The organism is Streptococcus gallolyticus subsp. gallolyticus DSM 16831, assembly GCF_002000985.1.
GTDB lineage: Bacteria > Bacillota > Bacilli > Lactobacillales > Streptococcaceae > Streptococcus > Streptococcus gallolyticus.
In genome coordinates this window covers 501,378-514,286 of sequence record NZ_CP018822.1, presented here as the reverse complement: position 1 = coordinate 514,286, position 12,909 = coordinate 501,378, and the positions used below count along the sequence as shown (strand labels likewise).

Below are 12,909 nucleotides of genomic sequence, written 5' to 3'. Positions count from 1 at the left end.
TTAAAATAGTTTCTCACCAGTTTTGATTGAATTTTTGGCAAGACTTGCACCATAATTCGTTTGTGAAGCACCATTACCACCTGCATTAGGTGCTGGCTGACGTAATGATACTTTGACTTTAGCGTTAACAGCGTCGTTAAAGGCTTTTTCAAATTTGCTGACTTGTTCAAGTGCTTGTTCAGCATCACCAGCGGCTAACAATTCGGCAAATTCAGCTGGCAAACCTTTTGAAACAAGGTCTTTTTCAACTTGAACGACTAATTTTTCGTGTTCAAATTGTGCTTTTTCTTGTTCAAAAGCTGACTTACTATCTTCGAATTCACGTTTAGCACGCTCAGCAGCCGATAAATTAGCATAATCTTTTTCTTTTTCAAGAGCTTCAGCAATACGTTGTTTAATACGTTCTTGCTCACCTTTTTTGTAATTCTCTAAAGCCTTTTGTACAGCTTTATTCGTAAGACTGTCTAATTCTGACTGTGATTGCGGACCTTTGAACTCTTGACCGTTATCATTACCGTTGTTATTGCTTTCGTTGCCCTCTGTGCCTGCACCGCCGTTATCGTCAGCACCAGCTTCGCTACCATCAGCAAAAAATTGTAAATTACGCATGTTAAGCGCTAAAAGTTCTTTTTTCATTTTTACTCCTCCATGCTAGTCCTATCTTGTTAGATACTTCCAAACGTTCTTAAAGCCACGAAAACGGACGTCTCACGTTTTCTAGTCTTGTCCGAATGTAATTTCCATACCTAACGCAATAAGCCACGCTAGTAAGTTATTATTTGGCTTATTTAATGACTAGCCACGTCAACGGAAGATGTAGGATTCGAACCCACGCACGCTTTTACACGCCTAGCAAGGTAGCAACCTGCCCTCTTAACCACTTGAGTAATCTTCCACAAAAAGAACCATTCGGAAATTCCGAACAGTTCAGCCAAGTTATTTTTTCAATTCCTTAATAAAACTTTTTACTGCAATAGCAATTAAACCACAAATAATCACTAAAACTAACAAGCCTAGTGCGTTTAAAATTAACTGCCAAATAAACATATCTTCTCCTTTTTGGGTACAAAAAAAGCGCCTAGATTATAACTCTAAGCGCAAATAGTAATAAGATAGGCGGGACTGTCGAGGCTCCCGCATTTCTGACCCGCTAGCTAAGCGGCGTGTTGGTGACAGATTCTCAACCTCTATCTTTTCTCACCTATATTATACTATTCTTTGCCTTTTTCGTAAAGTATTACATTGTTTTTTCTATTCTTCTTCTCTTGCCTAATACCTACTTTATTGAAATGAATCATCATCATTTCATCACGAGGAATAATAACTGCTTCCATAACTAAACGGTCTTTGTTAGGTATTTTAGCATAAAGAAGAAGTGAGCCTTCCACCCTTGAAGAATTATCAAGAGCTAAATAAGGTTTTTTAATTACATCTTCAATCAATTTAAATTCATCTAAAGTATACTGTTGACCATGAGAACGCAAAGATGAAGATAAACTATTGCCGTCTATATAAACATTATTAAATGCCGCATATCGACTAATTTTAGACGATAAAACGCCTATATCATACCTATCTTGCAACTTATTTCTTATTTGTTCTCTATCTACCACGCCATGAGAAACTTCATCCCAAATCTTTGATACATCTTCAAATAAGCTATCTACATTTGCTTTTCCAATATTTCTTAACGATTGTTCGTCTAACTCATCTTCATCAGGAATAACAGCGGACCGACAATTATAATGAAATGGTGGTGCAGTTACACCAGTTTCGAACTCATCAATTCTATAACGTTTATCTTCATCATGAATCCTAATGCATATGTCAGACATTCTATTGTCCATCTGTACAGATATGCGATAGAATTCCAAACCAGACTCTTCATAGCGTTTGATAGCTGAACGATTGACAATAGCTGTTCCATCTGTCCTAATAAGTATTTGAGCTCGTGAACGTGCCACATTGTATTTTTTGGCAAGCTCACCAGCCATACTACGAACATCATCACCACGAATAAAACCACGTTTTAGAACATCTCTCAAATCCCTGGCTAAATCATCAGTATTGCCCCACAATTGCTGCGAATAATTTCGACCATTAAACGGTGTATTGATAAGTTCTTTCAGCGCTGGTTCATTTAAAGCCCCACTATTGCCACCCATGGCTTTCTTATAAGCATATTTAGCAGTTGACTTCAGATAATTTTCAAACGACGTTTCAAGAACACCTTGCATGACACCAACTTTGTACGTCATTTCAAGATTTAGTGCATCCAGTCGTGTCACTTTCGAGCCAGCATACTGTTCATTCAGTCGTTTGAGCAATTCTGGGTCTTTCTCAGCTTGTTTACGGTACTTCTTAGCGTTAGCTTGATAATTTGATAGGTCAACTCCTCTAAGGCGCTGTAGGGCGTCAGAATAGCTCATTTTATTATCATCTGCATATTTAGTCACAAATGCAAACAAATCACGTTGGAGCTCTGCTGATTGCTCAACATAAACCTTTTGCAATTCAGCAAACATATCAATGTCTGTACCGTCAACATAGTGCATAATGTCATCACTACGCTTTGACCAGTAATCATTGTGCTTCTTGCTCATCAGCGGTCACCTCACCAATTCGTGGTTCTGGTTCTTGTGGTTCTTCGGAGTTCAAACGTTCCATTTCAATTTTAGCATCAACACCAGTCGCCGTTTGAAGCATATCAAAAACAGTTTCATCACTGACCATGCCATACAGATTCTTAGCATTTGTGACAATGTTTGCTGTGTCTGCAGGTAAGTTCGGCGTAAATGTAATGATTAATTTAGACACGTCAAAATCTGTCATTTCACGAGCAACTTTACCAATGTTAGCCACTAGACGATAACGACGTTTAAGAGACCTTTCAAACAAAGCTTGCATGTCAACACGTTCCTGGTCAAGACCAAACACTTTCCATTTCATAGCTTCACCAGACTGAACACCAGCAAAATTATCGTCGGTCATATCTGGTGTATTGGTAAACTTATGAATGTCATTAACAACACGTTTTTTGTAAGCTTCAGTACCGTTAACATCATATTGCTTGTACAAATACTTAGCGTCAACTGTTCCTTCGTTACCCTCTTGGTCAATAGGTGGCTCTAAGTTTAACAAACGAGCTTTACGCATTTTACGCATGTACTCAATCTGCTTTTGTGCTGTATCACAATCGGCTGGGAAGTTAACACGACCTATGATAGCCAAAATAGCGTCTGATAAATCTTGCATGTAATTAGCTGTATCAGATTGCGAAGCGTCGTACAAGTCAATCAATGACAACTCTGTTTCATAATCACCTAATCCGTTTGAATTATTCATGTATTCCGTAATTGGAACTAACTCAAACGCATGTGAGGTTCTGCTGATTTCATTAAGTGTACCGTCATATTCAAACGTCATAATGTTACTTGGCGTGTAGACTTCAACAATCTTTTTCTTATCATCAAACGGATTAGCTTGATAGTAGCGTACACCAGCGACACTGTGCATCTCCAGAGTGTCGTCATAAATGACAAATGTCCCTAACGGATCTAGCTTAACTGCTCGTGTCGTATCATCTTGTGCACGATAAACTAGGTCATAAGCACGACCAGTTTTAGATAAATCAAGCACTAGTGAACGGTTTAGCTGGTGGAAATCATTTTGCTTAGCTAATTCGTCCAATTGTTCCTGATAATTGTCGTCCTCATAAGAAACCTGAATAGGATTGCCAACCAAATACCCTTGTTTGAATACAGCAATTGCACGTCCAAAATTATGAATGGCACGGGCGTCTGCCATGTCATCATCACGACGTCGACCAGCTTTACTGATATCATGATTATTTCCCTCAGCGTAGTCAAGCAGTTCTTGAATACGTGGTCTCTGTATTGTTTCGTGGTGATGTAGTATTTCCTTAAGTAAGCGATAGTCATCAGCAAATAACGTGTCTAAGTCGTGAACACTGTATCTCATCCGTGCTTCACGGTGGAAACGTAATTCAAGTAAATTGCTCTTGCCTGTGCTATCTACAAAAGTTTCTTTGTATGTCATAATATCCTTTCATTACAAACCAAAACCAGCCCGAAGCGTATCGAACTGGTTAGAATTATTCTGCCTTTCACCAATCATTTTGATGTACGGAATAAAGCCATACTGACAAGCATTGATGGTGTGGTCGTTTCTATCTTCTGGCTCATCCTTGCCTTCTTTCCAGCTGTAGACGTCCAATTCGTGTAAATGTTCCATACAATCTTCAACAACGAAGTAATAACCTTGTTTCATCCAGCCAGCCATTAAATTAATACGGTCAATGATTTTGACTTTCTTGTTCGCATTCATGAACTCGTATAGCAGACCATATTTATTAGCGTATTTCCTCAATTCCATAATTGTTGCTTGGTCTGCGTTATCAACGTAAATCCTACGTGCAAAGCCCCAATCGTCCTTACAATTATCTAGAAACTTATGCAATAGCTCGACTGTATCTGACGGCGCTATCTTATCACCGCTCAAATCTTTATTGTTGTAAACTCGTTCGGCAAGTGTTACTAGCTTACCGTCTCGCGTAATACCTTGGAAAATAAAAGCGATTGTGTCGTTTGACTGTTCAGAATAAGACGTATCAACACCACACGAAAACTGCGCATAGCTAAACGATTTAGCTTGCTTACGTGTAATGACGTTGCGCTGTCTCTCGAACATAGAGAAAATAAGACCTTCCGACCGACCACGAAGCCCTAATATTTTATTCTTATAAATCTTTGTCCCAGGGGCTACTGTGTTGATAATTTGCTGTTTTTTATCCTCTGGTAGTCCTGCGTTATGGTCGAAATTAAAAAACCAGTACGTCCATTCTGGTTGCGCTGGTTGTTTGTCTAATTCTTCTTGAATTTCCTTTGGCGTATCTTGTTCATATTCTGGCAAGGCACGAAAGCGATTGATGTATTGTTCATAAATTGGTAATGTTGGGTCGTCTGGGTTCATGGTGCACATCCAATAGTCACAGCGCATAGTTGATTCTTGAACAAAGTCTGTATCAGCCGTGTTGATTTCGTCAATGTAACCACAGCCAAATTGCGAACCCAGCGCCTTTTTCCATTTGGTTTTATCTTCGTACCCAAGAACGAAAACAATCTTATCGTTCTCTGGTTTGTTATCGACGTGATAAACCAAATGTGGAATTTTATAATCAAGACTACCATTCCCACGATAATCGACCAACTCTCCGAAAATATCAACTATCCCCAAATCAGAATTAATAATGTTCTTTTCCGCGTCACCAATTGATTTTGAAGCAATAAAGTGTAACTTTTTAGATGACTTAGCGACTTTTAACATGAATTTAAAAGCACCAACCGTTGTCTTTCCAGCAGCTGTTGTTCCTTCAAGAGCTTCGGCTTTCGCATTGTGTCGCAAGAACGCTTTATATTTATCAGATAGAATCATGTCGCTCATGAGCTATCATCTTCTAACTGTGCCAAAATACCGTCAAGTTTGTTTGTTGTGACGTTAGCTTCGAGTTGTACTTCTTGTTTATCAGTCCAGACATCACGTTTACGATTTTTAAGCCAATAAATCTGCGCGGTTGTGTTTGGTTTGCTGTACTTTCTGACAGTCACAATTTCACCTTGATTAGTTACTGTTTCTTCATCATAATAATAGCCTGTAGCAGTTTTAAACAAAGCATTTTCAACTTGACGGTCAACTACTTCTTTACCTGACTTTAGGGCGTCAGAAATGACAGAAAAACGCTTTTGCCATTGATTCAAAGTTTCACGGCTAATTCCTATATTTTTCGCAATCTGTTCGTTGGTGAGACCATCACGAGCCCACCCTTCAATTAATAACAGTCCTTCATCTGTTATCCAGTAAGTATACTTAGCGATAAGTCCTCACCTCCAATCCAAAATAAATAGCCACACAAACGTGTGACTAATGTCTTTTTTTATAACTGTTATAAGTTTCTACTAGTTTCATTAATACCTTCAATACTAATAATGAACTGACAAACATCATTACTGTCACCGCCAGCCATCCTGATACAAAAAAACTAGAGATATTGCTAGTATCTTCTTTATCAAAAAACAACGCTATAAATGATAACAGTGAACTTACAAATGATAAAACCGTAGCAACCAACAACCTATCCATTATTTTTATATCCGTTCCTAAATCTTCCATCATACTCACCAATTTATTCGAACCCGATGATGGAATCAAAGAGAAACTAGCAAAAAAGATAGCCGTTACAATAGCCGAAAAAGATAACGAAGCAGACATAATATCAGTGAAATTTTTTAAATCCTTTGGAGTAATTTTTAGATATAAGCTAATTAAAAATGTTAACACTCCAAAAAATATTACTAAAAGATTCCTTTTTAATCTGCCTTTTTTCATATTTACACCTCTAAATGGACATTATAAATGCTTTTTAAATATTCGTAATAATAATCATATGCAGTATTTAAAAAGCCATAAACAGCCTTATCGTCCATTACATTTTCATAACTTATAAACCCTTTATATTTTAATTTATTTTTGATTAAATCAATTGGTTCTTCTACACCGTTACTCCACCCATCTACAGTAGCAGCCGTAACCTTTAAACTTCCATCAGAAATAAGCTTCTGAATTTTATCTTTAATTCCTTCTTTAGCCAAACTTTCTGACTTTATTGTTATTTTAATAGATTCACCAGAAATTGAATTAGCGAACTTAAAATCCCCACTTTCGGTTCTATTATCATCTCTGTAAGCTTTAAAGTTATCAGGGCTTGCTACCGTATAACTTACACTTTTAACAACATCTAAGTGATCAAGTCGTTTCATAGCCTCCTGGTTTAGTATTATTTCAAATTTAAGTCCTCTAACTTCAATTATTTTACAAAAGAATCTTTGTAAATCATAGTTATTTATCGTTCCTCTCTGATTATAAACAACTATGATTTGTCTAAATGGATCAAAGAGCAGCCGAGTATCAACAACCAGCCCTTCATTTTCTCCATGTTCCACTTCTCTTTTTCGTGAATCAATAGTATTTTCTAAGTTAGCTAGCAAGATTTGAGACTTTGTGTCTACTCTAGAAATAGTCATCAATATACAGTATAATCGTTCTTCACCTAACACTTCATCAGAATTAACTTTCTGCATGGCACTCACATAATACTGCAATCCATCAATATCCAAAGTAGGGATATTCTGATAATTCTTATCTTGAAAATTAGAATACATTTCCTTTATTTTTTTGTTAAAAAGCCCCAAATTAGATTTTTTTGATGAATTTAACTTAAAAAAATTAGCCTTTGCCTGCTTACTTTCCATATACAACCTCCATATTCTTATCATTTTAATCATACTATTAAAAAAGCCTTTACACAATAGTATAATAGGCTTTCTGATAAAAAATATGGATTTTTGCAATAAATGCAACAGGAACAACTGGACTCGAACCAGTGACCCTCTGATTAAAAGTCAGTCGCTCTACCATCTGAGCTATGTTCCTACTGCTTACCCAAAAGGTTGCACAGACAAGTATGATACACTCAACCTGTATTATGTACCGTTTTTTAGGCATCTGTCACAAGATGTTTAACCCTTTACCATTTATTTTCAACTCTAGCCATTGTGACCTGACCTGTTGCAGACCCATTCGAAACAACACAACTCTAAAATTTCAAGAAACCTCGTCCTTATCATAAACATTTGATGATACCATAATATAACATTTTTTGTGCGACAAATAGGGGCAAAAGTCGCAACTTTTACGAAAAACCATAAAAATCAGCAAAAATTTCTAAAATGCGTTGACGTCTGCGATAAATAGTGCTCCTGTCATATGCCATTTTATCAGCAATTTCTTCCCAGGTATTCACACTACCTCTTGCCCAACGTAACCAAAATATTTTAGTCATGTCAGAATCCAAAACATTTAACGTGCTTTCTACTGCGTATTTTTGCGCATATAAGCTATTTAGACGCTGGTCACTATCCCATTTAGCAACTAAATTCTCAGTCGGCTTAGACACAACATTAGACCGTCCACCACCAATATTTTCATCCGTGTTTGGAACGTCGCTAATTTCTAGCTTACGTACTGCAATTTTATGGTCAATGCTAACATAATCAAACAATAGCTCATCAAGTGCTTTTAATTGTGAATTGCTCAATTTTCCCACCCTAACAGCTCCTTTATGATATAATATAGATATTACCAATATAGCTAAAGGTCTTGCACGAGCGAGGCTTTTTTGCGTTTCACAAATGGGCAGACGCACGACCCAAACATTGAATTACCATAAGAATAAGCAGCGCCTTGCAGAATAACAGTCTAGCGATAAACTGCGTTAGATTAAAAATTACATTGAGTTTCCCTTCCTATTTCATTTCGCTATGTTGTTAGCAAGTAACCCGATAAACTTCACTAACTGTATACTAATTTGTTTTGTAAGAAGAAGTGGTTCACACCACCTCTATTCCGTTTTAAAATATTTCGGGTTATACTCGTCGCAGGAATCGAGCCTGCGTGAATACCATAACGAGTTACTAGCTTACTCTTCATCTAACACTTGTATATCTGAAACTTCGTCATGCTTGATTGTTCGCTCTCCCAATTTGACATCTAATCCAGCTTTCCAGTGGCTGTAAATGAAATCATAAGTAGCTTTACTCAGAGACGTTGTGACTGTCTCCTTATTTGCCAAATAAAATTTGACTCGCATTTCCCGTAACTTCCTCCCATCCATAATTATCAGGATAATAAATAATTGTTTGATTATCCTCTAGTATTTTAATCCTATCGTTAGCCTGTTTCAAGGCTGTCTGTGTATTTATCAACTCATGAGTCAAGTGATTTATCTTTGCTTCATACTGTGACCTTTGATACACATGTAAGGCAATAATAACAATAATTATCATTATCAAATCAACTGTGCAATATTTCCAAATAGTCGCTTTCATTTACTTTCCCTCACTTCCACACGATAGAGACGACTATGACGATATTTCCACCCAAGTTTGTCTGCTTCAGCCTTAGCAGATTCTTTGGTTTCAAACACTTTCACATCATCAACCATATTGTCAAAATAGACAATTACTTCATACATGTTTATACTCCTTTCGCTTGTTTATCTAACCAGTCCCAGATTAAATGAAATTGACCGTTAACCAATTCATCATTACCGTACTTTTCGCAGATTGCCACAATGGACTGATTCGCCCATTCCCAATATTCAATAGTTCCAAAACCGACTTCTTGTGATTTCTGGTTACTTTCTCTCATCCAGTTTGGTACTTCTGTTTGAAAGAAATCAATATAATCAATTTTCATAAGTTTTCCAACCTCACGTATATTCCAACCGTATCAGCCCAAAACTTTTCGATTATCTCACTAGCCACTCTTGAATCATTGACATAGAATCCTGTTCTTTCCATGCAATCTTTTAGCAACTTAACAAGATTATCTGTATCTGGTTTCGTATGCTTGTACTGACCGTTAGTCGTACCTTTGATTTTTGGAAATAACCATTTAGTGGTCAATCTCAATGGACCGTCCATTGGTTCTTCTGGTGCATATGGTGCTAACAATTCCATGAACATTTCCCGCGTTTCCTTTAGCTCGTTTGGCTCATAGAACTGTGGCTTACCACGTATTACACGAACTTTCTTTTGCTGATGTGTGACAGTGGGAATTTTTTTCATTGGGATAAAAAATTCAATCATTTTTCCACCGTGCTTTTATTTAGTTCAGCTAATACATAACCTGCATCAATACCACCTGCAAGACGATTAACTTCTTTGACCTCATTAATTTGTTTTGGTGTTTCTTTATATTCCCACCATTCAGCTCCGTCATATTCATTACGTTCAAGCCACCAACCATCACCAACGATTACTAAGTCCTCTGCCACCTCTGATTTACCATAACCAGAGTCATACGTAGTCTTTTTTGCGACTTGTTCAAAATTTTCTTTTGTAATTGCAAAATCTAAACCTTGAATATATTTGACATCTTTAAATGTTTTTTCGTAAGTTGCTAACTTTCTTAATGTTTCTTCCCATAAATTAGTCATCTTCTACCACCTCAATAATCTTCCTTGCTTCGGTCATTAACAAAGTCATAACCAAGGTCAATATGCTCAATTTCAGCACGTTGCGCCAAAATGCTAAGATACGCTTTCATTACATGAAACTGGCTTTCAAGTAATTCAAATGGGCAAGATGGTTCAAAATCCAAATCATCCGTTAACCATCTGTCAAGTATGATGCCTAACTTTTCAGTACGTCTTTTCAACTCTTGATATTCAATAATCATTCTAAGCTTGTAAACTTCCATTTTTTCACCTCATTTTTCTACTTTTTGATTTTTACATTTGTCATGTGCGCCTTTGTCAAAGATGAGACAAAGGATAAAGGGGCAGAGCTTACAGCCCCTTTTCCTTTTCTCTTTGACTTTTGACGAAGGAAAAACACTTTTAATAACTCTGGAAGAGTTATAGCGATATTTTTTCAAGAAAATAACTAGTATTTTTCCGATTTTTCTAAAATTAGCAAGAAAAGAAAAGAACTAGTATTTTTCCGATTTAAGAAAAGAAAATAACAGGATTTTTCTTTAGAATTCTTCTAGTTTTTTTCTTTCTTTTCCGCTTCTTGGTTTACTGAAACTTGAAATACAATTCCTTTTTTAACATCAAAATTGTTGTGCTCTTTGATATAATTTTCTACACTTTTGTTTGATTTTAAATCTAAATATTCACGAATTTCTTGAACAGTAACTGGAGCTGAACCATCAAATAAAGCGTTGTAAGCTGTCTCTAATTTTTGGTTTCGTTCTTTTAAGTTTTGTTCTTTACTTTTTCGTGATTCTTTTGCTTTTTGCCAAAGGGGCTTATCATCTTCCAACTGAATATCTGCCAAAACACCTGTTGTATCCACGCTGTGTACTGGATAGCTGAACCACATATTGACTGGTGGGAATTTCGCGAATTCACGAAGCGTCCCCTCAACACGCCAAGCTGTGGCAATCTTGATAGATTCTTCCACTTGCTGGATTTCGTGCAAGTATGGCTTTCTAACCATGATATCGTCTAATGCTTTGTCAAAATGTTTACTCATCTGTGCGACACTTTGCAAATCATCAAGCGTGATTCCATGTTGGTAATAATCTAAGTTCTTCTCTTGGATAGCACGTTTAAACACATCACATTTTGCTTTATCAGTACGTTGTTTAATCAGATTATCGTTTAAATCAAGCTCTACTAAGTCAATCAACGCGTCTGGGTCACGAGCAAACACTCCTGAACCGCTGGCACGGTCCATTGATTTCTTTCCACCTTGGGCACCTTTTGAATGGTGGTGACAGTAAATCACACTACAGCCTAACTCAGTAGCCACTTTATCAAACTGATTGGTAAAGTGTGCCATTTGGTCCGCGCTGTTTTCATCACCAGTCAATACTTTGTAGATTGGGTCAATAATGACAGCTTGGTAATTTTTCTTAAGTGAACGTCTGATTAGCTTCGGCGCTAACTTGTCCATTGGGACGGTCTTACCACGCAAATTCCAGACGTCGATATTTTGAACATTATTTGCTTGAAGTCCCATAGCGTCGTACACGTCTTTAAAACGGTGCAGTGCTGACGGTCTATCCAATTCCAAATTGACATATAAGACACGTCCTTGCTCACATTGCCAACCTAACCACTTGCTACCTTCAGCTATGGCGATTGATAACTCAATCAAGGCAAATGATTTCCCAGCTTTTGACGGACCAGCAATCAGCATCTTATGCCCTTGACGTAGCACACCATGGATAAGCTCTGGTGCTAAATCTGGTATGTCGTCCCAGCTGTCTAACAGTCCTTCTGGGTCTGGTAAATCGTCGTTTAAATCTTCGACCCATTGATACCATTCGTCGTAATTGGCTTTACCAATATTCGTATCAATCAAGAATTGCTTGTGTCCGTTTCGTGTGACACCTGGCATGCGTGATAGACGACTAGGATTACGGTTTTGCGTGTCAATATCAAGACCATTTTTCTTACAGATTTGATAGATGTAATCTACACGTTTCCTATATTCTTGATAATCACGCGCGTCTACTTTCACGACTGCGTGTAGTGACTTCTTGCCAGAATGAACCAGCGTTGCAATCGGCAATTCAAGCTCTTTAAATAGTGCGTATTGCTTACCAGTGTCTAACGTGTCTGATTCAACAAGTGCATAACGAAAATCTGTGACGTTGTCGTTTTTAACACCTTTACCATCTAACGGATTAAAACGAATCCACGCACCTGCTTCTTCCTTATAATCACCAAAGACAGCGCCAATATCATCAGGCGTTTTTTGCAGTAGCTGGATAAGCTCACCAGCTGTCCTGTCAAAATTCCCTTGTGTAGGTTTATAAATTGTGCCATTGTCTGTTTCAATTGGATAGGTAGCAGTCACATAGCCGACTAGATCCGTTGAATCAAACAAGGTTTCTAGATATCTAATCAAATCTTGTGCAGGTTGCCAATTTAGCGGTTCTCTGATTTCTTTAGATTCAATCCAGTTCTTATCGACAATTTGATAGTCACGGTCAATGGTATCTTCCCAATCAAGCTCATGGAAATCACCACGACCGCTTGACGCAGGTTGCCAACCATTCTCTTTTGCTAGTTGCGTGATAGTAGCTCCTGTTACGACACTACCTGCTTCTTCGTTGAAAGTATCCCATTTTTTGAAACACTCCCCACGTTTATAACGTGTATCAGCTTGTGACCAGTTATCCCAATCCATAGCTGTATAGCCTTCGTGTTTAAGTGCCATACCAATTTGGCACCAAGTTGCATAATCTACCATGGCAGGATTGATATAATCCAGCAATGGTAGCAGGTCAAAATCTCTCTCTGCCATGTTTATCCTT

General features: G+C 37.5%; 16 protein-coding genes and 2 tRNA genes. All 18 read right to left on the bottom strand.

What is annotated here, in order from left to right; all coding sequences use genetic code 11:
- On the bottom strand, window positions 1–636 hold the full coding sequence (locus BTR42_RS02840) for a DUF4355 domain-containing protein (protein WP_077496317.1): 636 nt from the start codon (window positions 634–636) through the stop codon (window positions 1–3).
- Window positions 637–808: 172 nt separating this feature from the next.
- Window positions 809–895 (bottom strand) — tRNA-Ser (locus BTR42_RS02835).
- Between the two features lie 316 nt (window positions 896–1,211).
- Window positions 1,212–2,603 (bottom strand): minor capsid protein, encoded by a 1,392-nt coding sequence (locus BTR42_RS02830; protein ID WP_077496315.1) that lies wholly within the window; start codon window positions 2,601–2,603, stop codon window positions 1,212–1,214.
- Window positions 2,584–4,059, bottom strand: a complete 1,476-nt coding sequence (locus tag BTR42_RS02825) for a phage portal protein (RefSeq protein ID WP_077496313.1) — start codon at window positions 4,057–4,059, stop codon at window positions 2,584–2,586. Before BTR42_RS02825 ends, BTR42_RS02830 begins: the two co-directional genes overlap by 20 nt.
- Window positions 4,060–4,071: 12 nt before the next feature.
- Complete coding sequence (locus tag BTR42_RS02820) at window positions 4,072–5,463, bottom strand: terminase large subunit domain-containing protein (protein WP_077496311.1); 1,392 nt, start codon at window positions 5,461–5,463, stop codon at window positions 4,072–4,074.
- Window positions 5,460–5,894, bottom strand: coding sequence for a helix-turn-helix domain-containing protein (locus BTR42_RS02815; RefSeq protein ID WP_077496309.1), 435 nt, complete (start codon window positions 5,892–5,894; stop codon window positions 5,460–5,462). Before BTR42_RS02815 ends, BTR42_RS02820 begins: the two co-directional genes overlap by 4 nt.
- Before the next feature lie 46 nt (window positions 5,895–5,940).
- Window positions 5,941–6,405 carry a hypothetical protein gene (locus tag BTR42_RS12585; protein ID WP_157769860.1) on the bottom strand — a complete coding sequence of 155 codons (465 nt, stop codon included), beginning with the start codon at window positions 6,403–6,405 and terminating at the stop codon, window positions 5,941–5,943.
- A 2-nt stretch (window positions 6,406–6,407) separates the two neighbouring features.
- Window positions 6,408–7,328: a hypothetical protein gene (locus BTR42_RS02805; RefSeq protein WP_077496307.1), complete on the bottom strand. Its 921-nt coding sequence runs from the start codon at window positions 7,326–7,328 to the stop codon at window positions 6,408–6,410.
- Between the two features lie 108 nt (window positions 7,329–7,436).
- Window positions 7,437–7,509, bottom strand: a tRNA-Lys gene (locus BTR42_RS02800).
- Window positions 7,510–7,768: 259 nt separating this feature from the next.
- The gene (locus BTR42_RS02795) at window positions 7,769–8,182 is read right to left on the bottom strand and encodes a DUF722 domain-containing protein (protein ID WP_077496305.1); all 414 of its coding nucleotides are present in this window, start codon (window positions 8,180–8,182) and stop codon (window positions 7,769–7,771) included.
- 372 nt (window positions 8,183–8,554) lie between these two features.
- A complete protein-coding gene (locus tag BTR42_RS12580; protein WP_157769859.1) occupies window positions 8,555–8,725 on the bottom strand; it encodes a hypothetical protein in 171 nt (56 codons plus the stop codon).
- On the bottom strand, window positions 8,697–8,963 hold the full coding sequence (locus tag BTR42_RS02790) for a hypothetical protein (RefSeq protein WP_077496303.1): 267 nt from the start codon (window positions 8,961–8,963) through the stop codon (window positions 8,697–8,699). The genes BTR42_RS12580 and BTR42_RS02790 overlap by 29 nt, the downstream gene beginning before the upstream one ends.
- The gene (locus tag BTR42_RS12640; RefSeq protein WP_167367605.1) at window positions 8,960–9,109 is read right to left on the bottom strand and encodes a DUF7204 family protein; all 150 of its coding nucleotides are present in this window, start codon (window positions 9,107–9,109) and stop codon (window positions 8,960–8,962) included. Before BTR42_RS12640 ends, BTR42_RS02790 begins: the two co-directional genes overlap by 4 nt.
- A 2-nt stretch (window positions 9,110–9,111) precedes the next feature.
- Window positions 9,112–9,333 (bottom strand): hypothetical protein, encoded by a 222-nt coding sequence (locus BTR42_RS02785; RefSeq protein ID WP_077496301.1) that lies wholly within the window; start codon window positions 9,331–9,333, stop codon window positions 9,112–9,114.
- Window positions 9,330–9,725 (bottom strand): RusA family crossover junction endodeoxyribonuclease, encoded by a 396-nt coding sequence (locus tag BTR42_RS02780; protein ID WP_077496299.1) that lies wholly within the window; start codon window positions 9,723–9,725, stop codon window positions 9,330–9,332. Before BTR42_RS02780 ends, BTR42_RS02785 begins: the two co-directional genes overlap by 4 nt.
- Window positions 9,722–10,075: a hypothetical protein gene (locus BTR42_RS02775; protein WP_077496297.1), complete on the bottom strand. Its 354-nt coding sequence runs from the start codon at window positions 10,073–10,075 to the stop codon at window positions 9,722–9,724. The genes BTR42_RS02780 and BTR42_RS02775 overlap by 4 nt, the downstream gene beginning before the upstream one ends.
- Window positions 10,076–10,086: 11 nt before the next feature.
- Window positions 10,087–10,338: a crAss001_48 related protein gene (locus tag BTR42_RS02770; RefSeq protein ID WP_077496295.1), complete on the bottom strand. Its 252-nt coding sequence runs from the start codon at window positions 10,336–10,338 to the stop codon at window positions 10,087–10,089.
- 287 nt (window positions 10,339–10,625) lie between these two features.
- Window positions 10,626–12,899 carry an AAA family ATPase gene (locus BTR42_RS02765; protein ID WP_077496293.1) on the bottom strand — a complete coding sequence of 758 codons (2,274 nt, stop codon included), beginning with the start codon at window positions 12,897–12,899 and terminating at the stop codon, window positions 10,626–10,628.
- Between the last annotated feature and the right edge of the window lie 10 nt (window positions 12,900–12,909).

Coding starts and splice junctions, on each gene's coding strand:
- BTR42_RS02840 (WP_077496317.1), bottom strand. CDS start 636: ATGAAAAAAGAACTTTTAGCGCTTAACATGCGTAATTTACAATTTTTT.
- BTR42_RS02830 (WP_077496315.1), bottom strand. CDS start 2,603: ATGAGCAAGAAGCACAATGATTACTGGTCAAAGCGTAGTGATGACATT.
- BTR42_RS02825 (WP_077496313.1), bottom strand. CDS start 4,059: ATGACATACAAAGAAACTTTTGTAGATAGCACAGGCAAGAGCAATTTA.
- BTR42_RS02820 (WP_077496311.1), bottom strand. CDS start 5,463: ATGAGCGACATGATTCTATCTGATAAATATAAAGCGTTCTTGCGACAC.
- BTR42_RS12585 (WP_157769860.1), bottom strand. CDS start 6,405: ATGAAAAAAGGCAGATTAAAAAGGAATCTTTTAGTAATATTTTTTGGA.
- BTR42_RS02805 (WP_077496307.1), bottom strand. CDS start 7,328: ATGGAAAGTAAGCAGGCAAAGGCTAATTTTTTTAAGTTAAATTCATCA.
- BTR42_RS12580 (WP_157769859.1), bottom strand. CDS start 8,725: ATGCGAGTCAAATTTTATTTGGCAAATAAGGAGACAGTCACAACGTCT.
- BTR42_RS02790 (WP_077496303.1), bottom strand. CDS start 8,963: ATGAAAGCGACTATTTGGAAATATTGCACAGTTGATTTGATAATGATA.
- BTR42_RS12640 (WP_167367605.1), bottom strand. CDS start 9,109: ATGTATGAAGTAATTGTCTATTTTGACAATATGGTTGATGATGTGAAA.
- BTR42_RS02785 (WP_077496301.1), bottom strand. CDS start 9,333: ATGAAAATTGATTATATTGATTTCTTTCAAACAGAAGTACCAAACTGG.
- BTR42_RS02780 (WP_077496299.1), bottom strand. CDS start 9,725: ATGATTGAATTTTTTATCCCAATGAAAAAAATTCCCACTGTCACACAT.
- BTR42_RS02775 (WP_077496297.1), bottom strand. CDS start 10,075: ATGACTAATTTATGGGAAGAAACATTAAGAAAGTTAGCAACTTACGAA.
- BTR42_RS02770 (WP_077496295.1), bottom strand. CDS start 10,338: ATGGAAGTTTACAAGCTTAGAATGATTATTGAATATCAAGAGTTGAAA.
- BTR42_RS02765 (WP_077496293.1), bottom strand. CDS start 12,899: ATGGCAGAGAGAGATTTTGACCTGCTACCATTGCTGGATTATATCAAT.